Annotated in this window: 21 protein-coding genes; 7 read left to right on the top strand and 14 right to left on the bottom strand. The window is 53.1% G+C overall.

The window, feature by feature from the left end:
• Window positions 1-92: 92 nt before the first annotated feature.
• The 3 genes from KOR42_RS15795 to KOR42_RS15785 all read left to right on the top strand — a co-directional run bounded on the left by KOR42_RS15795 (window position 93) and on the right by KOR42_RS15785 (window position 2,846).
• Window positions 93-935 carry a hypothetical protein gene (locus KOR42_RS15795; RefSeq protein WP_231740952.1) on the top strand — a complete coding sequence of 281 codons (843 nt, stop codon included), beginning with the start codon at window positions 93-95 and terminating at the stop codon, window positions 933-935.
• A gap of 379 nt (window positions 936-1,314) precedes the next feature.
• Window positions 1,315-2,070 (top strand): Crp/Fnr family transcriptional regulator, encoded by a 756-nt coding sequence (locus KOR42_RS15790; RefSeq protein ID WP_146510809.1) that lies wholly within the window; start codon window positions 1,315-1,317, stop codon window positions 2,068-2,070.
• Window positions 2,071-2,372: 302 nt separating this feature from the next.
• Window positions 2,373-2,846 carry a zf-HC2 domain-containing protein gene (locus KOR42_RS15785; RefSeq protein ID WP_146510808.1) on the top strand — a complete coding sequence of 158 codons (474 nt, stop codon included), beginning with the start codon at window positions 2,373-2,375 and terminating at the stop codon, window positions 2,844-2,846.
• Between the two features lie 115 nt (window positions 2,847-2,961).
• Here KOR42_RS15785 and lptB read toward each other — a convergent pair whose 3' ends face one another.
• Window positions 2,962-3,870 carry an LPS export ABC transporter ATP-binding protein gene (gene lptB / locus KOR42_RS15780; RefSeq protein WP_146510807.1) on the bottom strand — a complete coding sequence of 303 codons (909 nt, stop codon included), beginning with the start codon at window positions 3,868-3,870 and terminating at the stop codon, window positions 2,962-2,964.
• A gap of 440 nt (window positions 3,871-4,310) precedes the next feature.
• On the opposite strand from lptB, the gene KOR42_RS15775 reads away from it, so the two are divergent.
• The gene (locus KOR42_RS15775; RefSeq protein WP_231740951.1) at window positions 4,311-5,711 is read left to right on the top strand and encodes a sigma-54-dependent transcriptional regulator; all 1,401 of its coding nucleotides are present in this window, start codon (window positions 4,311-4,313) and stop codon (window positions 5,709-5,711) included.
• Between the two features lie 255 nt (window positions 5,712-5,966).
• Window positions 5,967-6,446 (top strand): bacterioferritin, encoded by a 480-nt coding sequence (gene bfr / locus KOR42_RS15770; protein WP_146510806.1) that lies wholly within the window; start codon window positions 5,967-5,969, stop codon window positions 6,444-6,446.
• A gap of 244 nt (window positions 6,447-6,690) precedes the next feature.
• Here the strand turns inward: bfr and KOR42_RS15765 are convergent, their stop codons facing one another.
• Window positions 6,691-6,921 (bottom strand): (2Fe-2S)-binding protein, encoded by a 231-nt coding sequence (locus tag KOR42_RS15765; protein WP_197441239.1) that lies wholly within the window; start codon window positions 6,919-6,921, stop codon window positions 6,691-6,693.
• A 268-nt stretch (window positions 6,922-7,189) separates the two neighbouring features.
• Here KOR42_RS15765 and KOR42_RS15760 point away from each other — a divergent pair, with 268 nt between their 5' ends.
• Both KOR42_RS15760 and KOR42_RS15755 read left to right on the top strand, forming a co-directional pair.
• Entirely contained in the window at window positions 7,190-8,179 is a 990-nt protein-coding gene (locus KOR42_RS15760) for a phosphoglycerate dehydrogenase (protein WP_231740950.1), read from the top strand.
• A gap of 207 nt (window positions 8,180-8,386) precedes the next feature.
• On the top strand, window positions 8,387-9,337 hold the full coding sequence (locus tag KOR42_RS15755) for an SGNH/GDSL hydrolase family protein (RefSeq protein ID WP_146510803.1): 951 nt from the start codon (window positions 8,387-8,389) through the stop codon (window positions 9,335-9,337).
• 262 nt (window positions 9,338-9,599) lie between these two features.
• Here the strand turns inward: KOR42_RS15755 and KOR42_RS15750 are convergent, their stop codons facing one another.
• The 12 genes from KOR42_RS15750 to KOR42_RS15695 form a co-directional block, all read right to left on the bottom strand.
• A complete protein-coding gene (locus KOR42_RS15750; protein ID WP_146510802.1) occupies window positions 9,600-10,823 on the bottom strand; it encodes an argininosuccinate synthase in 1,224 nt (407 codons plus the stop codon).
• Window positions 10,824-11,076: 253 nt separating this feature from the next.
• Window positions 11,077-11,862, bottom strand: coding sequence for a HesA/MoeB/ThiF family protein (locus tag KOR42_RS15745; RefSeq protein ID WP_146510801.1), 786 nt, complete (start codon window positions 11,860-11,862; stop codon window positions 11,077-11,079).
• A 139-nt stretch (window positions 11,863-12,001) separates the two neighbouring features.
• Window positions 12,002-12,283: a MoaD/ThiS family protein gene (locus tag KOR42_RS15740; RefSeq protein ID WP_146510800.1), complete on the bottom strand. Its 282-nt coding sequence runs from the start codon at window positions 12,281-12,283 to the stop codon at window positions 12,002-12,004.
• A complete protein-coding gene (locus KOR42_RS15735; RefSeq protein WP_146510799.1) occupies window positions 12,280-12,945 on the bottom strand; it encodes an ABC transporter ATP-binding protein in 666 nt (221 codons plus the stop codon). The genes KOR42_RS15740 and KOR42_RS15735 overlap by 4 nt, the downstream gene beginning before the upstream one ends.
• On the bottom strand, window positions 12,942-13,751 hold the full coding sequence (locus KOR42_RS15730; RefSeq protein ID WP_146510798.1) for an ABC transporter permease: 810 nt from the start codon (window positions 13,749-13,751) through the stop codon (window positions 12,942-12,944). Before KOR42_RS15730 ends, KOR42_RS15735 begins: the two co-directional genes overlap by 4 nt.
• A 227-nt stretch (window positions 13,752-13,978) precedes the next feature.
• On the bottom strand, window positions 13,979-15,511 hold the full coding sequence (gene modA, locus KOR42_RS15725; protein WP_146510797.1) for a molybdate ABC transporter substrate-binding protein: 1,533 nt from the start codon (window positions 15,509-15,511) through the stop codon (window positions 13,979-13,981).
• Between the two features lie 86 nt (window positions 15,512-15,597).
• Window positions 15,598-16,590 carry a hypothetical protein gene (locus tag KOR42_RS15720; protein WP_146510796.1) on the bottom strand — a complete coding sequence of 331 codons (993 nt, stop codon included), beginning with the start codon at window positions 16,588-16,590 and terminating at the stop codon, window positions 15,598-15,600.
• A 4-nt stretch (window positions 16,591-16,594) separates the two neighbouring features.
• A complete protein-coding gene (locus KOR42_RS15715) occupies window positions 16,595-20,521 on the bottom strand; it encodes an outer membrane protein assembly factor BamB family protein (RefSeq protein ID WP_146510795.1) in 3,927 nt (1,308 codons plus the stop codon).
• A gap of 204 nt (window positions 20,522-20,725) precedes the next feature.
• Window positions 20,726-22,603: a tetratricopeptide repeat protein gene (locus tag KOR42_RS15710; RefSeq protein ID WP_146510794.1), complete on the bottom strand. Its 1,878-nt coding sequence runs from the start codon at window positions 22,601-22,603 to the stop codon at window positions 20,726-20,728.
• Window positions 22,604-22,612: 9 nt separating this feature from the next.
• Window positions 22,613-24,433, bottom strand: a complete 1,821-nt coding sequence (locus tag KOR42_RS15705) for a CRTAC1 family protein (protein WP_197441237.1) — start codon at window positions 24,431-24,433, stop codon at window positions 22,613-22,615.
• A 270-nt stretch (window positions 24,434-24,703) separates the two neighbouring features.
• Entirely contained in the window at window positions 24,704-25,837 is a 1,134-nt protein-coding gene (locus KOR42_RS26715) for a DUF1559 domain-containing protein (RefSeq protein ID WP_197441236.1), read from the bottom strand.
• A 107-nt stretch (window positions 25,838-25,944) separates the two neighbouring features.
• Window positions 25,945-26,127 carry a hypothetical protein gene (locus tag KOR42_RS15695; RefSeq protein WP_146510792.1) on the bottom strand — a complete coding sequence of 61 codons (183 nt, stop codon included), beginning with the start codon at window positions 26,125-26,127 and terminating at the stop codon, window positions 25,945-25,947.
• Window positions 26,128-26,159: the final 32 nt, after the last annotated feature.

Raw genomic sequence — 26,159 nt, 5'->3', positions numbered from 1 at the left:
CATTCAATACCCCGGATGACCTTATGGCAATTTCCTTTAAGTGCTCCTGCGGCCGCGGTTTCAAAGTTCCGGACGAAGCAGCCGGAAAGAAAATGAAATGCAAAGAATGCGGAGAAGTGGTTCAGGTTCCTTCGCCCAAGGTCAAGCAAAAAGTCGCGGCTCCACCTGCCTGTGAAGATGACTACGGGATGAACTTCGGTCTCAAGGAAGATCCGATTCTGCAGGAACTTCCTCCGCGAAAAAGACGAGCGGACGACGAACCCAAACGCAAAAAGGGTTCGAAGTCGAAGAAGCAAAACTCCAACACCGGCATCAAAGTTGCCGTCGGAGTAGGAGCACTCCTCATTGCCGGGATCGGGGGATTCTTCGCCGTTCAGAACATGGGAGGCGGCAGCAGCGGCCCGAAGCAGCCTGAAGTGGTCAATTACTCCACGTTTGAGCACGATCTCGGCCAATTCAACATCAAGTATCCCAGCGACTGGGAAGTCGAAAGTGGGGGTGGTCAGGGAGGTCGGCCTCCATTCGCCACCTTTGAAGACGGAACAGCACGTATTTCCGTCCGTCACAGCCGCTCAGGAGCTCCAATTGCCGACATGGCTTCGCTTCCCGCGGGAGGTCCGATCATCCCCGGCGAAGCTCCTGTTGATGAACTCCCACCTGCTGCGAAGGTGCACGAGTTTCTCACCCAGAAACAGTTCGAACTGGACTACAGTGACTACGAAGAGACCCCGGGTGAAGAATTCGACGTCCCGTATGGCACAGGTTGGCTCGTTGAATTTACCGGCAGTGAAGGCTTCGGGGGAAAGATGCGAGCCTATCGACTGACGCTCGTGGGGTCGCAGTGGCAGTACAACGTCGTTGCGAAATGCCCCAATAACCGTTGGGACAAGTACGAACCGATTTTCAAAGAAGTGATCAGCAGCATTGCCCGATAGTCGCCGATCGCGATTTCCTCTCATTGTCCACGCAATTGAGTCACCGGCGATAGATCGTAACTTGCTTTCATCAAAAGGATTATGTTGATCTGTTTTCCGTCGAGTGCGTTCGTCAAATGCGAGTTCGTGCGTAATTCGATTTTCCCGGTAAGACTTTGAAGCAACATGGCGTCGTAATCCGGGAATCGGATCACTCCAATCCCTCGTCAAAAGCCTTGGTCACGCGCATGTTATGAGAGCATCAGCATTTCTGGCTTACGACGCATTGGCAAAGAGACCGAATTTTCTGCGGAACGAGCAATTCCAGGCGAAGTCGAGATGACCCATTCGCAGAACGCAGCCACGACGAGAACTTCGACTTCTAATAACTGAGTGTCGCATGGACGAAAAACTTTGGTTCCTCAAAGAGTGCCCGTTGTTCGAACGGTTGACCGAAGATCAAATTGAGCGTTTGGAAGCTGCTTCACAGAGTCGCTCTTTCGGCAAAGGGGAGATGATCTATCTTCCGTCAGATGCGAGCGAATCGGTTTTGCTGCTCACCAAGGGGCGCGTCAAGCTGTTCCATGTCACCTCCGATGGAAAACAGGCACTTCTGGCACTGATCGAACCCGGAGAAGTTTTTGGCGAGTTGGCTGTCTTTGATGGGGGGCAACGTGAAGAGTTCGCAGAAGCAATGATGCCCAGCACGTTGATTCGCATTCCGAAGGTGATCATTCAGGACTTAATGGAATCAGAAGCCAACGTGGCGATTGGTATCACAAAGTTGATAGGGTTTCGTCGGCGTCGTGTGGAGCGGCGGTTGAAGTCCCTGCTCTTCCGGTCTAACCGCGAGCGACTGATCCATCTTCTGATTGAACTGGCGGACCAATACGGGGTGAGAACTCCTGACGGCGTTCGGCTGAAAATCAAGCTCTCGCATCAGGAACTGGCCAGCATCATCGGCAGCACTCGTGAGACAGTGACCGTTGTTCTGGGGGATTTGCAGTCCGAGGGCAAACTCAAGATCGAACGACGGCATCTCATCCTGAACGATATCGACCGGTTGGCAGCGACGATCGGAGTCACTTCTCCGGAAGTCCCGGTCGACAGCCCATTCCTTCACAGAACAGCACGTCCCGCACGCTACGGAACGTGACATTTATCAATGAGTAGGACGTGTGAGGCTGAGCGTTCTCCTCGAAATTACGGACGGATTGTTTTCAGTTGTTATCTCGTTGATCGCGAAAGTTGCCGGATTGCATTCTGTTTGTGGGCTGCTTTACAGTCTTGAACGCGTCAGACATCGATAATCTTGAGTGTCGTGGCAGTCTTGTTGTGAAAACGATCAGCGAAAGAATCGTTGCTTTGAAGATCTTTGGTTGAATACATCAACTGTTGAGTGGGGAGGGGCGGCTTGGAAAGCGCATTTCAGGCCGTTCACGCAGGCGGAGAAATCTGATGTCAGAAAATTCGGAGAATCCAGGCAGCAACGAAGGTTGGGGTGACTGCCCCGCTGGCGTGATTCGATCGATGCTGGATCGACAAAGAACGTGTCGTCGGCAAGAGAAACTCAAGCGATTGACCGCAATTGGGGGATCGCTGGCAGTTTTCCTTTTCATCGGATTTCTGGTCCTGCAAACTCAACGACAGGTGGTCGCTGGGCACATGACTTGTGCTGAAGTCATTAATCAGGCAGAGGACTACGTTGCTGGAAAACTGACAGAGGTTGTCGCTGGGAAATTTGAGAACCATCTGGATCGTTGCCCCAAGTGCCGCCACCACATCGAGTCAGTTCGGACCGGGAGCGGAGAGAAATTGAATCCGAAGCAAGACTCCGGAGACAAGTCGCCTCAACAAGGCTGCACAGGTGAGAACGGGCAACAACTCGTCGCAGGTTCCCCCGCGATGAATGATCTCATCGCAGCTCACTGATTTCGAAGCACTCTCCGAACGATCTTTGACGCCTCCGAATTAGCCAACCCACTCTATCTTTGTGGACGTGCGAAATGGATTCCCGAGGCGACTGCTGAAACAGCATCAACTCGATTTAGAGCCACTCGGATTCGTCCACTCGGTCTTCCGTCTCTCGTCGAGGTGCGGTCGAAGCTGACGGCTGCGAAATTGTTTCGGGACTGGCGGTTTCCTGCGGCTTTTTGAATGTATGCGGGGCGGGAATCGGAAGAGTTTCTGCACGGTCGACGCGGAAATTGGATTTCTCTTCGATAATGGATGTTGCATCGAAGCGGCGACCAAAATACTTCTCCTGGGCTTCCTTGTTGTTCAGCACCGTCTCAACATCTCCACTGACAACAACGCGACCATCGCAAATGATATTACTGCGATCGGTGATGGTCAGAGTTTCACGCTCCCGGTGGTCGGTGAGCAGAATGGAGATCCCGGAGTCTCTCAGTTCTCCGATAATGTCTTGAATGTCATTGATCGTGGTCGGATCAATTCCGGTGAAGGGTTCGTCGAGAAGGATGATTTTCGGCTTGCTCGACAAACAGCGTGCGATCTCGAGTCGTCGACGTTCTCCTCCCGAGAGAGTCGATGAGATCTGTTTTCGCTTATCATCGAGACCGAACTGTCCCAGCAGCCGGTCGAGTCGTTCTTTCCGTTCTTTCCTCGAAAGTGGCAGGAACTCCAGAATTGCGATGAGATTCTGTTCAACCGATAGCTTGGTGAAGATGCTCTGGTCTTGTGGCAGGTAGCCCATTCCGTGCCGAGCCCGCTTGTACATCGGCCACCGGCTGACATCGACTCCGTTGAGAAAGACTTTGCCTTTGGTGGGTGATGTGAGGCCACAAGTCATCCGGAATGTGGTCGACTTTCCGGCACCATTCGGGCCCAACAGCCCGACAATCTCACCCGGTTCGACATCAAAAGAAACACCGTCGACAGCCCGTTTTCCGCCGGGATAAACTTTGACCAGATCTTCACATTGCAGGATCGACATCGCTTTCCTTAGACCATTTGCATGGTGTCTCTGCACTCCCCTGAACTCGTCTCTCTCGATGCATGGTGTCTACGCTTTTGAGATTCGCAGCGAGTCACAAGTCGGGATGCATTCAGTGTGATCCCGAAACATTTCATCGAGTCGTTTTCTGAAACATTCATTGAGTCAGAAACAGTGATGCGACGTGTTTTGGCGGAGTTTGGATTCCGTTCTCAGTTTGACGCCAGGGTCAACGGTCGAAGAATACCCGAACTCGCGGAAACATCACAAGATGACACCGCTGCTTCGAGGTTCAGGAAATTTCGCAATTCGAAAGTTTGCGGGCGAAGGGCTTGGAATTCCAACTTCTCAGCAAACTGCCATTTCGGCCGCTTTACAGAGTGGCGGCGACCTGTAAATATTGCAGGTTTTCCCGGTCACACTCTCTCAGGAAGATTTACGTGAGTCAGTCACGGTCAGATGCCTTTGCTATTGCCGTTTCGGTGTTGGTCGTCGATGACGACGAGCCGCACGCGCAGGCGGTTGCTGAAAGTCTCGAACGCATCAACTGTGAGTGTACGATTGCGAATTCGGGTCCGCGTGGAGCGGAATTGATTGAGAGCCAGAACTTCGACGTCATCATCACTGACCTTAAGATGGACGATGTCGATGGACTGGAGATTCTCCGAAAAGCCAAGGAAGAACTCCCCGACTCGGAAGTGATTGTCCTGACGGCACATAGTTCGGTGCCGACGGTAGTCACAGCGATGCAAAGCGGGGCCTACACCTATCTTACGAAACCTCTTGATATTCAGGAGTTACGTCAAGCTGTCGAGAAGGCGTCGAGTCGTATTCGCCTTCTGAGACGGAATGTTGCGCTGTCGCGCGGACTCGACGAGAAGTTCGGGTTCGAAGGAGTCATCGGCAACAGCCCGTCGATGCATCGCGTCATCGAACAGCTCAAAAACCTCGCTCCAACAGACACGACAGTCCTGATTCTCGGGGAAAGTGGAACCGGGAAAGAACTTGTCGCACGTGCTCTTCATCAAAATAGCCCCCGCAAGAGCAAGCCTTTCGTACCTCTGAATATCTCCGCTCTGCCGGAAAGTATTCTCGAGAGCGAATTGTTCGGACATGAACAGGGAGCCTTCACCGGAGCTGCTTCGAAGCGAATTGGAAAATTTGAATACGCCAACGGCGGAACACTGTTCCTCGATGAAGTTGGCGAAATGCCGACAGATACACAGATCAAGCTTCTGAGAGTCTTGGAAGATCGGCGGATCACAAGAATCGGTTCCAACGAAGAGAAATCGATCAATGTGCGGCTCGTCGCTGCAACAAATGCCGACCTGAAACAGGCGATGGAAGAAGGCACATTTCGCAGTGATTTGTACTACCGTTTGAGTGTCGTCACGATTTATCTTCCGCCGCTACGTGATCGCCGGGAGGACATTCCCCTGCTCATCGACCACTTCCTGAAGGAGTTCTGTAAGCGTCAGGGACGCGAAGTGGAGGGAATCAGCCGGGCAGCGAGACAGGCCCTCATGACATTTGACTGGCCGGGAAACATTCGCCAGCTTCGCAATACAATCGAAGGGATGCTCGCGCTCGATGTCGATGGCCTGCTGGATGTTGACGATTTGCCGAGTGAACTTGCTGAACTTTGTGGTCAGTCCAGTGACGGAACGGCCGGAGGAGCCGGAGCCGACGTCCTCATCGGTCGCCCTCTTGAAGAGGTCGAACGATATTACATCGCTCGAACGCTCGAATTGACCGGTGGAAAACGGGAAGAGACAGCCTCCATGCTGGGCATCGGCGAGAGAACACTGTATCGCAAAATCAAAGAATACGACCTCAAGTAGGAACTTTTACCGGTCTCGGAATTTCGCCGATTTTCGTAGTGACTGACCCGTTTCGGGAACGTGTTTGGCCCAGTGATTTTTGTGTCGGGCTGTTGCTGTCGCTGGAAAACAGAAGCTGGGAACTCTCGATACGTTGTCTCAATCGGCACAAAATTATCAACCAGTCGGGCGGCGGAATCGATCGCGACTGGATGAGCACATACACTGAATTTCACTGATTTTTTGAACACTTCAACGTGATGATCGGAGTCACAGATGCAGGGGAGTCAACGCGTCATTGACGCTCTCAACGCGGGACTGACAATCGAATTGACAGCGATTAACCAGTATTTCGTTCAGGCCAAAATGTGCACAAACTGGGGCTTGAACAAGCTGGGAGCTCACCACTATCAGGAATCGATCGAAGAGATGCAGCATGCAGAACTTCTGGTCGACCGGATTCTTTTCTTCGATGGAGTTCCCGAAATCGCTCGCTATGACGTGATTCGCGTCGGTGACAACATCAAAGAACAGCTGGAAAACGATCTCGCCCTCGAACTGAACGCCAGCAAGACATACAACGAAGGCGTTCAGATCTGTCTTGAAGAAAAAGACGCCGCGAGCCGCGAAATCATGGAAAAGATCATCCGTGAAACTGAAGAAAGCGTCGACTGGCTGGAAGCACAGCTGGATCTGATCGACAAGCTCGGCATGGAAAACTACATGCTCTCTCAAATGGGTGAGTCAAAAGACTGATCTCGGATTCCGAACTCAACTTTCAAAGCTGCGATCCGAGCGAATGTTTCGCACTCTAAAAGTTGCAGTTTGAGCAAAGCTGATTGCAGGTTGAAAACAGATTCAGGGCAGGCATTCGAAAGAGTGTCTGCCCTGCTCTGTTTTTGGGCTGATGCTCTTCGGCGGTCCAGCGAGCCTGAAATCGAGATGATCAGGCGTCCGTCACAATTGCTGGCGGGGCGTCTCCAGAAGCTCGATGAAGCCGTTAGCGACGTGCTTCAGAGCGGTTGCTTTGATGCTGGGCAATGAGTTGCTTGATTCTTGAACGACAGCTCATGCAGCCACCGCCAGCGCCACAGAGCCCACGCACTTCCTGATGGCTTTCTGCTCCGTACAGATTCACGCAATCAGAAATGGTGGAGTGCGTGACATTCAGGCATCGACAAACGACGGTGTCTGAAGCAGTTTTGGAATCAGATTCAAAGATTTGACTCATTTCCACTCCTGTGTTATTGAGACTGAGTCTCATGAGCAGGAAATGGTATTTCTGTTTTCAACGCCGGTCAATCCAAAAACGCTCCGTTCACAAAAGTTTCCAAGAAGTGGTGATCCCGGCGAACTCCTCAATATTTCAGAGAAACGATGTGTCCAACAGCAAGTTTGCCAAGCTGATCCGTTGGCTGGAACCACTCGTGGGTGTCAACTATTGTGATAACGCATCAAGATGTTCAAACCGTTTGTCTGCCGCCTGTGAGGAGATTTCTTTGTCGCTGACCGTGAAATGCTGTGCTCTCAATTCTGACGAAGGTCCCCATTTTTCGTTGCTGTCTGAAAAAGGGTTTGAAGTCTTGCCGGGAAACCGAGACAAGAGTTTTTGGGAGGCAACCAATCTCATTGAGGAATTGTCCGGTTGTTGTGCGGTGATCGCCGGTTCCGAACCCTACACGGAGGAGGTCATCAAAAATTGTCCGGATCTCAAAGTCATTGCGCGGACCGGAGTCGGTTTCGATGCTGTCGATCTCGAAGCTTGTGATCGTCAGGGAATCGTGGTGACGACCACTCCAGGAGTGAATCATCATTCGGTGGCTGAGCAGACCATCGCCCTGCTGATGGGAGTCTCTCGCGGGTTTCCGGAGAACGATCAACGTGTTCGCTCCGGGGCCTGGAAACGCGTCGCTCATCCCCGCGTCATGGGGCAGACGCTCGGGCTGGTCGGCCTTGGCCGAATTGGACAGGCTGTTGCAACACGAGCGATCGGTCTGGGCCTGCGTGTCGTCGCTCACGAGCCGTTTCCGAACAAGGAGTTTGTCGAGAAATGGGGGATCGAAACCCTCGAACTCGATGACCTTCTGAGCCAGTCAGATTACGTGTCACTCCACAATCCGATGACTCCGCAGACTTTGAAGATGATGAATCGCGACACATTCGCGAAAATGAAGAAAGGGTCCGTCTTCATCAACACCGCGAGAGGGGCGCTCGTCGACGAATCCGCTTTGATCGAGGCTTTGCAATCCGGGCATCTCCGCGCAGCTGGGTTGGATGTCTTCGATGTGGAACCTCTGCCGACCAGCAGCCCGCTGGTTTCCATGAATAACGTGTTGCTGTCCGGCCATGTTGCCGGGCTGGACATTGAATCACAATTCGACACCCTGACGATGGCAGCCGAAACAATCATCTCTCTGAAAAACGGAGGATGGCCGACGGACTGTATTCAGAATCTGAAGGGAGTGAGCGACTGGAAATGGGATCGCTGATTCGAATGAGTCACAGCGGTCGCAGTTGAGGAGTCACCCGGTTCAACACACGTTCTGGTCCCTCGTGGATTGATTGATCGCTGAGAGAAATTGCTGGAGTCGCAAGATTTCCCAAGCCTCGGCAGCGTATCGATCAGAAGGCAGTTATGCGACAATTTGGACGTTGAACAATCTGCTTGCAGTCGTCCTTCGATTGGAGATGAGTGAATGGTCCGCAGTTTCGTGTTCCGAATTCTTCTGATGTGCAGCTTGCTGAATGCAGTTGTGATCGGCGCTTTCGCTGGTGATCAAGATGTGGCCTTGATGGCTGAAAGAGTCCTGTTTCTCGGCGATTCGATCACGCATTCGGGGTATTACATCTCTTTGATTGAACTGGAATTGCTTCGCCAGTCTCCGGACTCGATTCCAGAAATCATCAATCTTGGCCTGCCGAGCGAAACAGCTTCCGGGTTGTCGGAGCCGGGACATCCTTTTCCTCGCCCGAACGTCCATGAACGGCTGGAACGGGCGCTCGAAAAATTGAAGCCAGATGTTGTCGTCGCCTGCTACGGTATGAATGACGGAGTCTATCATCCCTTCGATGAGGAACGGTTTCAGATTTTTCAAGCTGGGATCAACTCGCTGATTGAGAAAGTGCATCAATCTGGAGCCAAGCTGATCCTGCTCACTCCTCCCCCTTTCGATCCGCTGCCGTTGAAGATGAAAGGCAAGCTGGTTCCCGCAGACGCCGATGAGTTTGCTTATTACTCGATCTACGACAACTACGATGACGTCATCAAACGCTACGCCGACTGGATTCTGGCCCAAAAGGATCGAGTCGAAATGGTCATCGATCTGCACTCACCAGTGACGAATTTTGTGTCGCAGAAAAGAGAAAGCGATCCGGAATTCGTCCTGTCAGGTGATGGCGTGCATTTGAATCATGAAGGGCACCGCATTCTGGCGGAAGCGATCTTAAATGCCTGGGGAGTGACGCCTTCCGGTGAGAACGATCCGTCACTTGAGAAGCTTGTTCATCAACGGCAGATGCTCTGGCACGCAGCTTACCTCTCCGATGTTGGACATGTCCGTCCCGGAATGAATGCCGGTCCGCCGCTGGATGAGGCTGAAGTCAAAGCCAATGCGTTGACTGAGCAAATTGAAGATCAATTGGATTGAATTCAAACCAATGCGAGTCAATGGTCTCTGTAACACTGTTCCCTTGCAGAGTGTCTCAAAGAAAAAGTGAATCGATGAGCGATTGATCCGCTCATCGATTCACAATCAGTTCGGCCACTGCAACATCGCTTGCAAGACTCGTCCCAACGACTTGCCTCGCACGCAGTCGCGTTTGTGCAGCTGAATTCTTTCCCCGCGATCCAACGCACTCGTCTTCGAATGATTCGAATTCAGGCGAGTGCAGTAAACTGATCGGGATGATTTAGAACTGGCGAGGGCGTGCTTTCCCCTGGACTCGCAATGGGACTCCCAGGATTCTGAGGAATCCTTCGGCGTCGTTCTGGTTGTAGTCCGCTTCATCGGCTGCTTCCATGGAAGCGATGGCTTCATCGTAGAGAGAGTTCGGCGATGTGCGTCCAACGACTCGAACGTTGCCCTTGTACAGGCCGAGGGTTACTTCCCCGGTGACAGGCTGTTGAAGTTGTTGGATGAATGCCATCAGGGCATCCATCTTCGCACAGTACCAGAAGCCGTTGTAAACCATCTCGGCGACTTCAGGGCTCAGGCGATCACGGAGATGGATCGCGTCGCGGTCGACGGTCAATTGCTCAAGTGCCTGATGGGCTGCGTACAGACAAGTCATTCCGGGAGCTTCATAGACTCCCCTGCTCTTCATTCCGACAAATCTGTTTTCGACGATGTCGATGCGTCCGACGCCGTTGGCCCCTCCGAGTTTGTTTAGTGCGTCGACAACTTCGAAGGCGTTTTTCTTCTCTCCGTTGATGCTGACAGGGACTCCGGACTCGAAACCGATTTTGACGGTCGTTTCCTGATCGGGAGCATCCTGAGCCGAGACGGTCATTCCGAAGTCGATAATTGGAAATCCGTCGACATTCGGATCTTCGAGATCGCCCGCTTCGTAGCTGATGTGCAAGCAGTTTTCATCCGATGAATACGGCTTCGATGCGGTTGCCTTCACCGGGATGTTCTTTTCCTCGCAGTACTCGAGCATCTCTTTTCGACCGGGGAACAGTGATCGAAACTCGTCCATTCTCCATGGAGCGATGATTTTGACTTTCGGGTCGAGTGCTTCCGCAGCCAGTTGGAACCGGCATTGATCATTGCCTTTTCCGGTTGCCCCGTGCACGTAAGCGACAGCACCGACTTCGCGAGCTCGTTGCAAGGCAATCTTTGAGATCAGAGGGCGTGCGATGGACGTTCCGAGCAGATAGATGTTCTCGTACTTCGCCTGCCACTGCAAAACCGGGAATGCAAAGTCGCAGCACAATTCTTCCTGAACATCAACAGCGATGGATGATTTGGCCCCGATATCAAGAGCTTTCTTGAGGATGGCTTCAATGTCTTCGCATGGCTGGCCCAGATCAACGTACAAACAGTGAACATCGTATCCCCGGTCCATGAGCCAACCGACCAGAACGGAAGTGTCCAATCCGCCGCTGTACGCCAATACCACCGAATCTGCCATGCCGTCCTCAATCTTTCTCAGTCAGTGCCGTTAATGTGATGTTCGTTCAGGTTTTACGCTGATCACCGATGGTTCCGACGCTGCGGCTGCTGATCCCCTCAATATTGAGACGGAAAAACAACCGAGGTTCGTTGAATTCTATTGAATTGCCCGCATCGTCTCATTCCGGAATGAGAACATCAACAGACCGCCCAGACTCCGGACAGATTTTTCGTCACTGAGAACCGTTCCGGCTTTCGATTCCAAGCAAATGTCAGCCCAAATTGGAATCTGTCGATGGTTCAGCGTCCACCGAACCACAAACCGGGCAGTCGGAACGCCTCTCGATGGGGAGCTTTCGATTGTCCATCTCGCGGAGATTCATCCACAACATTTGACCCGTCAACGGAGTCCCGACTCCTGTGACGAGTTTGATGACCTCGACCGCAGCCAGAGAAGCGACCGTCCCCGAAACAGCTCCAAACACAGGGAACTCGCGCTTCCAATTCGCGGGATCATCGGGATAAATACAAGATAAACAGGGAGTGCGGCCGGGAATGATTGTCGTCAGTTGTGCGGAAAAATCGTACATCGCCGATTCGACCAAAGGTTTCCTGGATCGAACACATGCTTCATTCATGGCATATCGTTCGGAAAAGAGCGGAGCAGCATCGACGACCAGATCGACTTGAGAGACCAGACGGTCTGCGTTCTCGCTGGAAATGTTCTCAGCAACCGGGACGATTTCCGTATGGGGATTCAATTCTTTTAATCGGCGGGTAGCGGATTCGATTCGCGGGTTTCCGAGCCAGTTGGTTGTCATCAAGAGCTGACGGTTCAAGTCACTTGGTTTGACGTTTCCCGCATGCGCGAGAACAAGTTTTCCAACCCCGGCGGCAGCGAGATAATACGCCACGGTTCCACCGACTCCTCCTAAACGAGACACCAGAACACTGGCTGCTTTGAGACGACGTTGCCCTTCTTCGCCGATGTCAGGAGTCCACATCTGCCAGGCGTATCGACTTCGTTCCTCATCGCTCAATTCCGGCAGTTCAGACATCAGGGACAACCTTTCCATCACATGAATTCAGGAGACGGGATTTCAGGCAATTGTTCTGCCGATCAACTTACCTGAAAATGCGAACCAGCATTGAACATGGCTGCTTATGCACATTCGAGTGAACCGGTTCAAGAGAGTGTTATCCGCCAGAGATCGGCGGATAGAGAGTCACGACGTCGTCACTGTTCAGTTGGCGGGTTTCGAAATCACTCGCGGTGACGGAAGCATCGTTGACGAAGACGAGCAGGCTGCGCCGTGGCTGTTGTTGGTCGTCGAGGATGCGTCGGCAGAAATCTTGTCCGAATTGTTGTCCCAGAGCGACGAACAGGTCGCGCAGAGAAATAGAATCGGCCTCGACGGTTGTTTCTCGCACTCCCGAACATTCGCGGAGTTGTGCTTCGAATTGAACGCGAATACTCATGATTCGATGGGGAGTCCCTGAAGGTTGAGTTCGGTGAGATTTCCATGTTTGAGGAGAAAGCGACGATCTGCCAGAGCTAGAGCTTCTTCCTCGCTGTGTGTGACGTGGAGCGTGGTGATTCCGAAGTCTCTCGTCAACCTTCTGACGAGAGTGTGCATTTCTGACCGTGTTTCCTGATCGAGTGCACTGAATGGTTCGTCGAGCAATAGCGCTCGAGGTCGAAAAACGAGAGCTCTTCCCAAAGCGACTCGCTGCGACTCTCCTCCGCTCAGTCGTTTGATGGTCCTGTCGATGAGGTGTTCGATCCCCAGAAGTTTGCTGAGTTCATCGACTCGCTGACGAATTTCCCGGCGTGGGACCTTCCTCAATTTGAGTGCGAAAGCAAGATGCTCTGACACATTAAGGTGTGGAAACAGAGCCAGATCCTGCGGGACATATCCGAGTCCGCGATCTCCCGGAAGCCAGGTGGTCACATCAACTCCATCCAGAAGAATCTTTCCTGAGTGGACCTGTCGAAGACCGCAAATTGATTCGAGCAGCGTTGTCTTTCCCCCGCCAGTTGTTCCCATCAGGATCGCGTACTCGCCTGCTTCGATAGTGAAGCTGACATCGCGGACCGAAAACTGGCCTTGCCTGACGTTGAGGTTGCGGACTTCGATCATCCTCTGACTCCCAACCCGACGAGTCGCAGGATCATGAGAATGACCATGGCCATAGCCACCATCAACAATGAAACGGCAACCGCTGCTTCGAGGTTCCCGATACTCAGCTCGAGAAAGACGGTTGTCGAGAGAACTTCCGTTCGAAAACGTGTTGCCCCCGCGAAGACCAGAATGGGCCCAAACTCTCCAAGGGCCCGTGCCCATGCGATCGTAAACGCTGCCGTTTCGCCGCGAATTGCTTGCGGAAGTGCGATCTGCAGAAAGGCCTGAAGCCGGGTGCACCCCAGCGTCCGGGCGACATCTTCGGGACGTCGATCGATTTGATCGAAGGTCACGCGCATGGTCCGTATCGCGAAAGCACAGGCCACTGCAAACTGCGAGAGCACGACAGCTGGCCAACGATAAGTCACCGGAAAACCAAGATCGTCCCGAAACCAGTTTTCCAGTTCCCATCCATTGATCGGAAGATGGAACAGGATCAGCAAACTCAATCCGAGAACTAGCGGCGGAAGCACAATGGGAATGTCGACGATCGTGTCGATCAGCCAGTCCCCGCGAAAACGATGTCTCGCCAACAGATAAGCGAGTGGAGTCCCGATCCAGATTGAGAGAAACGCTGAGACGGTGCAGGTTTTCAACGTGAGCCAGAAGGCATGTTGAATCTCGGGTTTTTGAAGTGCCAGACGAAAGTCCTGCAGAGTTGTGTAGCGGATGTCAGCGATGACCAGAAAAGCGATGAGAAGCACATAGACCGACGAAATCAGCCCGAGGATGAGAAAGAAATCAATGTCAGACCGTTTCCGCATTTGACGAATTGGTCCTGTGGGAGGGGTACGATTGAGTCTGATCACGAACGGTGCCATCGTGCCGAGGGTTCACAATAATCAATCCCGGGCATTCTCAGAGCGTAGCACTTTTTGCAAACTTATCGTAAAGACCGGAACAAGTTGTTCACATCTGTGCAGTCGAACGGAGGGATTCGAGCTTGTTGCGTTTCCGACTCCAGCTTCGTCAGTCTGAATTCGAAGAAGTTTTACTCTGCTTGCCAGACAAATCCATTGGCCCGAAACCGCTCCCGGGAATCCGTGGACTGGATCTCTTTCAGCAGTCGTCCAGCGAGGTGACTGTACGGCGTTGATTGGGAGATTGCAATCGGTTGAGTTGCCTGTGAGCACTCCAGCCCGGTGATTCGAATGGCAGTCAGCACATCTCCTGAACCGGCAGCATTGCTCAAGTATGCGACGGCGGCGTCGAGTGAACCGGTCTTGAGCTGATTGACGAGCATGTCTCCGGTTGGTGTTTGGACGGTGACGTTTTCCATCACTTCGATTTTGATTCCACTTTCGGTGAGTGTCTGCTGAGTCAGCCATCCCATTGCACATTGCTTCTCGTGCCCGATTCCCACACGCAAGCTAGGTCGAGTGAGATCGCGAAGCGATTTGATTCCGTGAGGATTTCCTTTTTCGACAAGGATCACCAATTCATTCCGCGAGACCGGCAGCGGCGCGCCAAACTGGTCGCTGACCTGATTCATGAATTCCGTATCGCATGCAAAGTAAGCGTCGGGATGTTGACCTGCTTTCATCTGGGCCACAAGAATTCCGCATCCGTTGTAAACGCGTGAGATGGAAACCCCTTCCCGCTTTTCAAAGTCGATGAGCGTTTGTTCGATCGCCGGCTGCAACATCGAACCTGCAAACACGCTTAGCTCGGGGACATCTGCCCATTGATCCCCATTCACTGGTTTGAAACCGAGTTCATCGTAATAGCGTTGCCCACGATCTCTTGCACCGAGATAGCGGGCGAAATGCAATGCACGAGATGAGTCGTTTGACGCACTGGTGACCCCGACGGCGATTTTTGCGATGGCGGAATCGAACACAGGAAGCTTCACAGCAGTGAGATCTGGATACGTGGCCAGCACTGCGTCGTAAACGATTCCCGCATCCGCTGCTCCGACGATCAAGTCGTTGGCGACATCAGTCACGGTTGTTCGATAACCGACGGTCGCAGCGTCGAGCTGATTCCACTGCCCTGTCTTTTCGAGCACTTCTTTCGTCTGTTTGCCGACAGCTGCTGCATCAGGATTGGCCTGAACGAGGCGGATGTCTTCACTAAGTAAGTCATCGAATGTGCGAATCCGGGACTCTTCTCCTTTGCGAACAGCGATTACAACCTGCATTTCAGCAAGTGGAATGGCTTCCTCAACGAGTCCGCGTTCGCGGCCAATGTCGAGGTAGCTTTCATCCGCCGGGAGATAGAGATCTCCTGTGCGACTGACTTCGAGTGATGAGAGAAGAGACTGCGACGGCCCGTACTGAATCTCGACGCGGCGACCAGTTTCGTCTTCGTAGTCTGCACGAATCTTCTCGACAACGGCACGGTTGCTGGCGGCGCAATACATTAAAATTGCAGCATCAGAATTTGGCTGCGAAGCGGAATCATTTGCCTCGGTGCCTGTCGCTGGCTGACGAAGTTTGCGCGAAGGGCTTTCGGATGCCAATGAGTAGAGGAGCAGCCCCATGACGATCAGCGAACCGAGCAACGCCAAAGTCATTCGATTCATGAATTGCGTCCTCGGTGAGTCAGTTGAATTCGGCGATTGGGGAGGAACAAAGGAGTGACATCGTGAGACGGGAGCATTTGCGTCTCTTACCGATCTTGCGGAAGTCCGGGCGGAATTTCAATGAACTCGGGTTCTGAGTCCGGAGCTGCCCGCTGAAGTCCGTCGTCAAGAAACTCCGGGGCTTCTTCTCCAAAAAGTTCACTGTGCCAGTCCGTCGAAATGAGAAGATCAAATCCCGGATTGAGATCCTTCACTTGGCACGAACACGCTCCACAAAGAAACACGCAGAGTTGGTCGATCAGACTCGGATTCAAAGCTCTCGCTGGAATCACTTCCAGTGCGCGCCCGCGTCCGAACACCGGCACGATCAAAGGATCTCCCGCAGCGTAATCATCAGGATGAAATTTCGTGAGCCACTCTTTCAAGAAGGCTTCTTTCGGGTCGTTTGGATCGACTTCGAGAACTGTAAATCTCATGTCGAGAGGAATCGCTGCGTAAAGCTCAGACCCAGGAAGCCCGATCCCTTCGGGGAACGGAATTTGTCGAGCGATTTGCGGGAGCGAATCTCTCAGTTGAGTCACAACCTGCGCTGATTTTTTGTCGTCGGCCGATTTCAGAACGAGCCAAACGATCGAGTCTCCGCTCAACAGTCGCTTGCTCAATTCGTTGCGAACAGGAGAGGTGATCATTTCACTGACCGCGAGTTCTTTAACCGGGCCTGTCCAGATAGTGATCGACTTTCCCCGCCCTGCCCTCGATCGAATGACCGCCGTCGGACCGGTGAATGACTTCAGTTCAGCGGATTCGATGTCCAGTTTCTTCAAAGACCCTTCGAGAGTGCCATGACTGACATCGCGGAGAATGACTTTGATATTTGAATGCTCGGAAGCTGAATCGAGTTCGGAAAGCACTCGTTGTTCGGATTCCGAAAACGGAGCATCGTGTAAGACGATGACTTCCATGGCGTCGGGAGTCCATCGTTCCAAAGCAAACCGAAACACTGGAATGTTACAGGCGCATGCGGGGATGGACACAGAAAAGAAGGTGCTCAAAGCGACAAACGTTAACAGGAAACGCATGGAATCACTCTTCCTCACCGACGAAACAGATCACGTCTCCATCGAGTGTCGATAGAAACAGCTTCTCCTGAGCTGCCGCCAGACCATCCCAGGCTGGCAACGTCTTCAGGTCGACGGTTCCGTCGATCTCTCCGGTGTCGGCATTGACGGCCAGTAACTGACAGCCTTCTTTTCCAGCGAGGATTTCATCTTGTCGAGCGAGCAGTGCAACGACTGATTGATCCTGTTCAGTAATCTGTTTGAAGGTCTCTTCTTCGTCGATGATATCGGCGGGGCCGACGATAAAAAGTGTCCGTTCGGCGAGACACATTCCCCGAACATAGATCGGAATATCAGCGGTCCACTTCGGTTGGAGTTGCGATGCCATCGCGTTGCGATTTCCGCCAGATCGGCGAGCTTTCGCCACGAACATCATTGCGTTTCCAAACTTTCCGGGCACGGGCTTGCCGCTCTTGAGGGTCCCTGGATTGCTGTATTCCGATTCGTCTTTTGAGTTCTCGTTGTCGAACGAAACGGAAAGAACAGGATCGTCGGCGAGTTCAACTCCATCCATGTAACGTTCGCGGATTTTTTCTGCGGAAGTCGCTGAGAAGTAGAGCCTCACTTCATCAATGGATCCCGTAAATCCGTTCTGCCCTTTGTAGTCTCCTGCCGCAGTCCCTTCATCGGAACCGATTTCCAACGCTTGTTTCGGGTTGGTGGCGAGAAGCCCTTTCGCTGTCCCTTGAGCGACTTCTTCTCCGTCCACATACAACGTCATTTGTGCATCGTCATTCAGGACACCCACAGCATGGTGCCATCCTCCGATGACGCGTTTACTGTCGGAGATGGAAGCGTGTTCGAAATCGCTTCGAACGTGAAATCCCAAGCGTCCGTTTTTCAATGCGAGCGCGAATCCATCGGTCGGTCCACCCCGCGCGACAATCACGCCATTCGGTTTTGTGGCATTGAACCAGGCTTCGACGGTGATCGGTTTCCCGGTCGGATCGAGATGAGCCGTCGGTTTGAATTGAGCAAACGAACCGTTGTTGTTGTTGGTCGTGGCTTTCGTGATTTTGACTTCCGGAGGCTCCGGAGGAGACGCGAACAGCTGATGTTCAAGAACAGTCGTCCATTTATAGTACTGCGGTTTTCGACCGTACCCGTACACATACCCGCCTCCATTGACGAGAATACGACCTGCCGGAGCGAACTTGCCTGCCTGATAATATCCCGCGTGTCCGCCGGCAAAGCTTCTTCCATTGACCCAGTAAGCGCGATGGAACCAGGTGTCGTCGAGGAATCCCATCGGCGCGAAGAGATGGACGCCCTCCCCCCTCTGAGCGGAGCCTTGTTCCACGAAATCTCCCGAGACAGGGCCAATCTCAAGTCGATTCCCATCCTGGTCGAACTTCTGCGATCGCATGTAAATTCTCTCACCATCACTTGAGAGAATATCCGGAAGCCCGACCGGCATCTGAAGAACTTTGACCAGTTCTTGCAGGTTGTTCCCCGTCGCGGGATTGGTTTCGTCCATGAGCGTTTCAGTGAGTTTCTTGCCGGACTTCAAATCGAGTCGAACCAGTCGAAGTCCTCCGTCGAGGAAGTTCGATCGACCTGCGACAGCGTAGATGCTGTCATTTTCGAACAGAACCGAACCATGAACCGGCCAGAGTGATTCCAATTGCTCAAACGCTATCGTTCGTCGATCGAGCGGAGCGGCACGATATCGCCAGCAGAGCGATCCATCGTCTGAAGCTAAGCAATAGACCCATCCATCATTCCCGCCGAACACGACGCGTCCCCGTTGAACAGTCGGAGGAGAATCGATTCGGGCACCAATCGTGTATTGCCATGCGGTTTCACCTGTCGCGACATCAAGGGCGAATAGCGTATGTGTATCTTTCTGGGCGACGTAAACATGATCTTCCGCAATGACGGGCGGAGTGAGTTCTCCACCGAGAGTGATTTTCCAGCTTTCAGTCAATTCCGACGGAACGCGGGTCGTCAAGAAACCGGATCGTGCGGAATCGCTTCTGTAAGTGGGCCAGTCAACTCCGAAGGAAGCTTCGTCAATCGGGCTGAGCGGCCGATCAAATGACGGTCCGATTTCGAGTCGCCCCTCTTCTGGAACATCGAGTGGGCGAGGACGAGTTGGAGCGGCAGGAGCCAATGCGTTAAATCCGAACAGCTTGGCTTCGGGATAACAGGCGCAATTATGAGCGGGGGCATAAGTCAATCCGTTACATGGCATCACCCCGTAAAGACATCCTCCTCGAACCCAGTGGTGAATGTCCCAGTGCTCATTTTCGTAGTCGACGAATTCGATCCCTGTTCGGGAAGGCATCAAGTAATTGTCAGTGGCTTTGGAGATGTAACAGCGATGGTGAAACCAATATGTGTCGACATCCGGCTCAAATGACTTTTTAACTTCGCCGGTTCGAGGATCGCGGCCGGTGAAGATTCCGGTGTCTTTTCCGGACGTCGTTGGAGCGACCCAAACGAGACCATCGACGACCATCAAATCCTGCGGGGATTGATATCCAGAGTTCGGATGTTCGGAGGTCCAGAGTTCCTTTCCGTCGCTGGCTTCAAGGGCCACCATTTTGTTGTCACCCCCCGCGTAAAGGACAACGCCTTCGTGAATGAGGAGCCTCGGCCCAAAGTTGAACGTGTATTCCTTTCGCCGCGTGACCGAAGATGTTTGCCAGTCGACTTCCCCGGACTTTCCGTCAATCGCAACGATCTGGCTTCCGTCGTGGAGGTAAACTTTCTCCTGATCCGCAGCCATCGTAAGCGGAGAAATGCGAGTCGTCTTTGCCCACAGTTGTTCTCCCGATTCTGCGTCGTAGGCCATCACAACGCGAGGTTCTTCGTTCCAGAAGAAATTCTCCCGCACATGCGCCTGATCTCCGACTCCACCGTTGAGGGGAATGTAAGCGTCGCGAGCGGAGCCCTCTTTGTTGACGACGAGATAGATCGTCCCGTTCGAGACGATGATTTCTTCCGTCCCGTCCGAGTCTTTGAGAGTTCGAAGCGTTTCCCCAGTGGCAGCATCAACGACTGAGACGGGAGCATCGATTCCGAGCGTGACATAGACCTCGTCCTCAGTCGAAACGAGTCGGCGCGACAACTGTGTCGGACCACTCTTGAGCGGCCAGAGATGATCCTGCCACGATTCAATATCCCGCTTCCAGAGAACGGTTCCATTAAATGCATCTCGCCCGATTAACTTCCACTTTGGCGGAAGCTGAATTGAGATCCGGCTTCCTTCATCCTGAATGTAAAACAATCGCCCGCCTGAGGAGACGAGAGCACTCATGCTGGCCATTCGATCATGATGCCGCGACCAGCGCGGGCTACCGACCCATTGCAAGTGCCGAGGCGGACCGACCACATCGTCGTGAGCGACTGCATTTCCCGATGCGTCATGAAAGAAATGAGACCACTCATCGATATCGTCGGGACGAGGTTTGACTGTCGCGGTCCAATTGCCGTCTTCGCCTTTCAGGAAAGCGGTTCCATTCGGAACGAGGACGCGCATCACCTCAGACATCGGAACATCGCCGAGATCCTCAGCGACGAGGAGATTGACCAGGTTGTCGATATACGGCAGCTCAGTCGATGAGCGTTGGTCGACGGAAACAGCACCATAGACGCCCGATTTGTGAAGCTCGTTTCGAATCTTCCGGACAGTTTCGGGATCTCGATCGAGACCGTGAACCTGAAATGCGTCGCTTGCTTTCAGGTCGGATGTCAGGCTTCCGTCGCCCAGTCCAAGCTGAACGATAAAGCCACCACGCACACCGGTTTTTGAGAGGATCTCCTCAGCATCAATCGCATTCGCTTTGGAACCGTTCAGCACCAAGATGCAACATGCCACGAGGCAGGCGGCAAGATGAATGGAGCGAGCGGAATTGAGAAGTGGGGAGAAGAGTGAGGGTATACGCATTCGTGAAGCTCCAGGGGGTGGAGACGCGCAGAGAACGATCAGGAGTCGCAACGACCCCACTCGCTCAGTCTAGCAAATCAGTCAGGGTTGATGTATTCGGTAAGCGGAGTTTTCTCAGCGATTTGAATCAACAGGCTGAACCAAATCCGTCGAAGCCTGCTGGCACGTGCGGAAGCCTTCTCTCGAGACCGAGATGTTGCTTGGCTACTGTCCAGTTTTCTTTCGATAGAGATCGATGTGCTTATCGCGAAGTTCTGTTTCACCCAGTGAATCGTAAACCTGAACCAGCCACTGATGCAGTTGCGCAGCTGAGGGATTCAGTTGGAGTGCCTGTTCCGCAGCTTCTGCTGATTCGGACATCTCACCTTCCTGGGCGAGAATGTGTGAGAGCCGGCCGAAGTATTCGTAGTCGTACGGATTGATCTCGACCAGCTGCCGACCGTATTTCAAGGCGAGATCAAGTTGTCCGGAATCGTGATACAGGACAAAGAGACGACGCAGCAGATACTCGTTGTCGGGATTCGATTCGAGTGCCTTTTCCCACGTTCGGGCGGCCATGCGATTATCTTCGAGAAGCCAATAGGCAACGCCGAGCGACAGTTGAGCTTTGAGATCATCCGGAGCGACTTTCAACCACTCTTCAAGAATCTCAATCCCGTCCCCAGCCAGGACATCATTCCCGGTTTGCTCAGCTGAGCGAATGATGGAAATCGCGGACGCCCGCTCGAGATCAGCTTCGGAGAGAACACCATCCTCCTGTCCGAACACGTAATAGACGTTGTCTTTCTTCTTTGAAGGCACCGTTTTCTGAGGACGGCGAAGGATGCGGTGGTCGGTTTGCGAAGTGTGAGGGACATCATTCGCGGCGAGCGAAGGCATATGACACTCGATGCAGGAATCTTCTTCGGTGACCTTTAATCGTTCGGCGACAGGTTCTGTACACTCGACGTCATCGGGACCGTGACACGCGATGCACTTCGACCGATAGAACTCGATGCGCTCAGCAGGCTTCGGGATTCGGTGAGGGTCGTGGCACGAAGTGCAGCTCATCTGTCCGTCACTTTTCTGATAACAGACACTGCTCAACATCTGCTCTGCCTGATTGACAGCAGCGGTCGATTGATCTGACTCGACTCCGGTTCCCTTGAGGATGATCGCCCAGATTTCGTCGACAGTATTCCCCGGTCGGAAATCGAATTCGCTTCGACCGTACAGCGTCACACGGCTTTCCCCAATGAGATGACACTGAAAGCAAATGTGATCGCGGGCACGGGGAGAGAGTGTGGACAAGTCGAGCATCGGATCAGATTCCGATTCCAGTTTTCCCTCGTGGAAAGCGACATGCTCTTCGCCGGGACCATGGCAACGCTCGCAGCCGATCGATTCTTCCAGAAACGGTTCCGGCTTGTACTGATCGGGAGCTGATTCGATTTCGGCAACGCGTCCAGCGTGACAACTCAGGCAACCATCGACAATGCGACGATCGAAGTGCAGATTCCGGCCTTCGTAGCCCGGCGAGAGGTCCCATCGTTCTCCTCCCGAATACCACGTGACGGGAGACATAAACAGAAATCCGCCGCGATCAATCAGGTACGAACGCCCTCGTTTTCCGGACCCGACAGCGAAGGCGACCGGCACCGGGAGATCATAGATGACCTCGCCGTTCTCATCCGTCAAGATTTCGTGGTGATAGACCCCGTCAGGAGTCTTTTCGATTTCGTAAGAGAGCGTCACCGTCGATCGGGGCGCGCGAGGTGTCTCAAACTTGATATTTTCCTCGTAGTCTTCGAGAGGAGTCGCGAGCATGACATCCGCAAGAGACTGACCCATGGGGTGCTGATGGAAATGGTCCGAGATTTCAGCATGGCACTCACGACAAGCTGCGCTTCCGGCGAACCCTTCTGACGGTTTGGACGGAACCGTCGGCGCGGAAAATCGAGATTCGACTTCCGTATCGGTCACATCGGAATCATCTTCCTCAGGCGATTCCGGGCGATTTTGGCATCCGGCGATCACCATCGAACAAGCCAGCAAAGCGATCGTGAATAAGGGCCAGAAATTTGGCCGGTCAAGCTGTCTCATCTGAATTCGTTATTCTTCCTGTGTGTCTGAATCGGCTTCGATGACAGTCAATAACTGATCCACTGCGACGTCGGACACGACTTGTCGAATGCCGCTCGGCCACTTGATCTCGATCTCACAGCTGTTTTTGTTCTTCCCGAGGCCGAAGAGGATAATCGGCTGATGACTTGCGCAATAGCTTGTCCCTCCGGGAAGTTGGGAAGTCAATTTTAAATCTCCCTGTCGGAGTATGACCTCTGAACCAATCCCTTGTCGATTGCTCGTCGTTCCGATGAGTTCAATCTGCAGCCAGTGCCCACTTTCCGAGTCATTTCGCAGCAGCGCGACAGGGGCTGCCTGTTGGGAAACCGCCAGATCAAGGTCTCCATCTCGATCGTAGTCGGCGGAGGCGACCGCTCGTCCGAGGTACTCGCCTTGAAAATATGGTCCAGCTGTTTCAGTACACTCGATCCACTGAGACCCATTGAAGCGGAACATCTGAGGCGGCATATACCACGCATCCCCGGTTGTTGCTCTCCAGTCGTCGATATGGCCATTCGCGACGAACAGGTCCTGCCAGCCGTCTTGATTGAAATCGGCCATCACCGTTCCAAACGCGAGGAACGGTAACGTCGGGAGATGCAATCCGGTTTCGCGAGTTGCGTCCGTGAATCCGGATTCCCCCAGATTGCGGTACAGCGTGTTCGAATCGGTCGTGAAGTGGGCTGCGTAAAGATCTTGCCACCCATTGCGGTCGAAATCACCAAACGCAAGACCCATGCTTGCCTGAAATTGTCCGAGTCCGCTCATCGAACATCCAAGGGCCAGCCCCTGCTCTTCGAATTTCCCACCGCCCTGATTCACGAAGAGATGATTGGCTGTGGTGTCGTTGGCGACATAGATATCCTGAGTCCCATCACGATTGAAATCGGCGATGACGACGCCCAGGCTTTTGCTTCCGTCCGCTTCAAGGCCGCGCTCCGTTAATTCTTCGGAGAATGTCCCGTCACCCTGATTGATGAAGCAAACGTTACGGATGGGATCAACGTCTTTTGGATGGCAGATCCACGGTTCGCCTTCTTCGCCAACACACGAAGTCGGATGGAATGGATCGTAGTCGACGTAGTTGCAAACGTAGAGGTCGAGGTTTCCGTCCTGATTGAGGTCACCCCACCCGGCACTGGTCGCCCAGAGTGGATTCGACATGCCGCTCGCAGCTGCGACTTCTTCGAAAGTCCCATCGCCGTTGTTGAAGTAAAAGGCGTCCTCTCCAACGTTGGAAACGTACAGGTCGTCGAAACCATCGTTGTTGAAATCGCCAGCGACGACGCCGTGTCCGTATCCGATATCCTCGAGCATCGCCGCTTCTGTGACAGATAGAAACGTGCCGTCCTGCATGTTTCGGAACAGTTCGTCAATCGGCTCCCCTTCTCGTGTCGGAGCAGCTGGGTAGCCACCTTGCACGCAATAGAGATCCGGCCATCCATCGCGGTCATAGTCAATCCAGCCAATCCCTCCGGAAGTTGACTGCGGCATCAGCTTTTCGGGTGAGTCTCCATTGTCGAATTCGAAGTCGATTCCCGCTTCTTCGTGCGTGTCGGTGAAGAAGATGGGGAAATCAAGTTCCTGCGGAGCGGAGTCTTCCTCAAGGATCTCGTCGAGATCGTCAAACAGACTCGATTTCTTTTCCGGCGCAGAATCTTGCGGTGTCTGGCTGAGGTTGGCGTTTGTTTCTTCAGCTGGCTCGACAGCTTGCGTGCCATCTGGACCATCAGCAGGTTCGGGAGACGAAGATTGAGGGCACCCGGCAAGCAACATGCAGATCGCTGAAACGACGATCCGCGATGCCATTGGTGGTTGGATCCGATCGAGAAAGAAGCGCGGTCCGATCCCACGCTGAAATTGCCACATAAGATGTCTCAACCCGGCTGATCGTTTGATGCACACGCTCATTCTGTGAGGCGTGCCAACACGATCGCGCGGAGTGGTCGTTCGTGGTTGCAAGTTCAAAGCTCTCTACCAAAAAACCGGCCCGAGCGAGAAGGTTCTCGTCCCGAGCCGGTGTGGAATTCAATCAACAAAATAGAATTCTATCGTCAAGCTTGTTTGTGTTGACGAGTCTTAGAATTCGCCGACGAGGTCGCCTGCACTTGCTGTTGAAAGAGCGAGCTGAACACCTTCGCGGTAGGTTGTTCCATCGTGACCAGCAACACCGATGTCGATGTTTTCGCTCAGGAAGCGAACAGCTCCGTCAGCCATCAATGCGTGAGCACCACCTGGGTGAGTACTTGACATTGAAGCTCCGCGGTTGTCGTTGTCGCCACGGAAGTTGTAAACGTTGTCGGAGTTGATCTTCTTGTTCAGGGTGTCGAGCACGTTCACTGGAGAAATCCAGCTTGCGTTACGAGCAAATCGTGAAGGACGATCTTTCGAAATTCGCCAGTGATGGTTTTCGAAGACAGCAACTGTGTTCGAAGTTCCGTCGGTGATCTGAGCGATACGAGCTGCTCCACGGTGCCAGAAGCATCCACGGTAGTCGGTGTAGTCGTCCCAGTCTTCGTCGTAAGTTGTCACCCACTCAGGGCTGACCCAGCGAGCTCCGTTTCGAGCATCGTGTGAAGCACCGGTTCCGACGTCACGCCATCCACTGTGAACGAATCCCATGTTTCCGACGTAATCACATCGTCCACCTGGGTAGCGTGTTCCACCACCGCCACCACCATCAGCGTATCCGCCGTTGTTGAGGTAGCAGAACGATGTTTCGTTCGATTCGGTTGTTTTCGACTGTGGGTTACTTGGGCACTGCAATGCAGGAATGATGGTCAGAGCCAGTTCCTGAACGCGAGGATTCCCGTATCCGTTTCCGCTCGCCCAGGTTGCTGGGGCAGAAGTGAATGCTCCGAGTGAATCCATTTCCTGATAGAGCGGAGCCTGATCAAGGTATGGAAGTGAGGCTGTGACCCAAGAGATCGCAGACTGGTTTCGACCGATTTGCTGGTCTTCCTGCCCGGTTACCTTGTTGTAGATCGGCAAGGTTCCGTCGTAGTTGAGGGAGAACTGACCGTAGGTGTCGTGGTAGTTGTGCAGAGCCAACCCGATTTGCTTCAGGTTGTTCTTACACTGTGTTCTCCGGGCAGCTTCACGGGCTTGCTGCACAGCCGGGAGCAGGAGTGCGATCAGGATTGCGATAATCGCAATCACGACCAGGAGTTCGATCAGCGTAAACGCTGAGCGACGTCGTCTTCGCGTGTTCATGAGTCCATCCTCGATAAACAATGAAAAAAAGAAAGAGCGACGATGGTGAAATCACCGACGCGAGATCATAACTGAAACCATCGCAGAATCATTGCAAATGGGTTTCGTTACTTGTTGCCAGCCTTGCCACCACCTGGACCGCGACGACCAGCGCTGTTGTACTGATCATAGTCATCAGTTCCAGCTTCCGGGGTCGGTGGGAGATCCTCTGGGATATCCCCATCGCCACATCCGGAAACCACACAGGAAAGCAAGGCGATCAAAAGAAAATGGCAGGCTTTCAGACGCATTGAAATACTTTTCGGCAAAATTAATGAAATGA

This window comes from Thalassoglobus neptunius (assembly GCF_007859735.1).
GTDB classification, from domain to species: domain Bacteria; phylum Planctomycetota; class Planctomycetia; order Planctomycetales; family Planctomycetaceae; genus Thalassoglobus; species Thalassoglobus neptunius.
The sequence above is the reverse complement of the archived record's forward strand: the minus strand, read 5'-3'. Positions and strand labels throughout refer to the sequence as shown.

Excerpts from the sequence above, each read along its gene's own strand:
- KOR42_RS15795 (WP_231740952.1), top strand. The coding sequence starts at position 93 with ATGAAATGCAAAGAATGCGGAGAAGTGGTTCAGGTTCCTTCGCCCAAG.
- KOR42_RS15790 (WP_146510809.1), top strand. The coding sequence starts at position 1,315 with ATGGACGAAAAACTTTGGTTCCTCAAAGAGTGCCCGTTGTTCGAACGG.
- KOR42_RS15785 (WP_146510808.1), top strand. The coding sequence starts at position 2,373 with ATGTCAGAAAATTCGGAGAATCCAGGCAGCAACGAAGGTTGGGGTGAC.
- lptB (WP_146510807.1), bottom strand. The coding sequence starts at position 3,870 with ATGTCGATCCTGCAATGTGAAGATCTGGTCAAAGTTTATCCCGGCGGA.
- bfr (WP_146510806.1), top strand. The coding sequence starts at position 5,967 with ATGCAGGGGAGTCAACGCGTCATTGACGCTCTCAACGCGGGACTGACA.
- KOR42_RS15765 (WP_197441239.1), bottom strand. The coding sequence starts at position 6,921 with ATGAGTCAAATCTTTGAATCTGATTCCAAAACTGCTTCAGACACCGTC.
- KOR42_RS15755 (WP_146510803.1), top strand. The coding sequence starts at position 8,387 with ATGGTCCGCAGTTTCGTGTTCCGAATTCTTCTGATGTGCAGCTTGCTG.
- KOR42_RS15750 (WP_146510802.1), bottom strand. The coding sequence starts at position 10,823 with ATGGCAGATTCGGTGGTATTGGCGTACAGCGGCGGATTGGACACTTCC.
- KOR42_RS15745 (WP_146510801.1), bottom strand. The coding sequence starts at position 11,862 with ATGTCTGAACTGCCGGAATTGAGCGATGAGGAACGAAGTCGATACGCC.
- KOR42_RS15740 (WP_146510800.1), bottom strand. The coding sequence starts at position 12,283 with ATGAGTATTCGCGTTCAATTCGAAGCACAACTCCGCGAATGTTCGGGA.
- KOR42_RS15735 (WP_146510799.1), bottom strand. The coding sequence starts at position 12,945 with ATGATCGAAGTCCGCAACCTCAACGTCAGGCAAGGCCAGTTTTCGGTC.
- KOR42_RS15730 (WP_146510798.1), bottom strand. The coding sequence starts at position 13,751 with ATGCGGAAACGGTCTGACATTGATTTCTTTCTCATCCTCGGGCTGATT.
- modA (WP_146510797.1), bottom strand. The coding sequence starts at position 15,511 with ATGAATCGAATGACTTTGGCGTTGCTCGGTTCGCTGATCGTCATGGGG.
- KOR42_RS15720 (WP_146510796.1), bottom strand. The coding sequence starts at position 16,590 with ATGCGTTTCCTGTTAACGTTTGTCGCTTTGAGCACCTTCTTTTCTGTG.
- KOR42_RS15715 (WP_146510795.1), bottom strand. The coding sequence starts at position 20,521 with ATGCGTATACCCTCACTCTTCTCCCCACTTCTCAATTCCGCTCGCTCC.
- KOR42_RS15710 (WP_146510794.1), bottom strand. The coding sequence starts at position 22,603 with ATGAGACAGCTTGACCGGCCAAATTTCTGGCCCTTATTCACGATCGCT.
- KOR42_RS15705 (WP_197441237.1), bottom strand. The coding sequence starts at position 24,433 with ATGGCATCGCGGATCGTCGTTTCAGCGATCTGCATGTTGCTTGCCGGG.
- KOR42_RS26715 (WP_197441236.1), bottom strand. The coding sequence starts at position 25,837 with ATGAACACGCGAAGACGACGTCGCTCAGCGTTTACGCTGATCGAACTC.
- KOR42_RS15695 (WP_146510792.1), bottom strand. The coding sequence starts at position 26,127 with ATGCGTCTGAAAGCCTGCCATTTTCTTTTGATCGCCTTGCTTTCCTGT.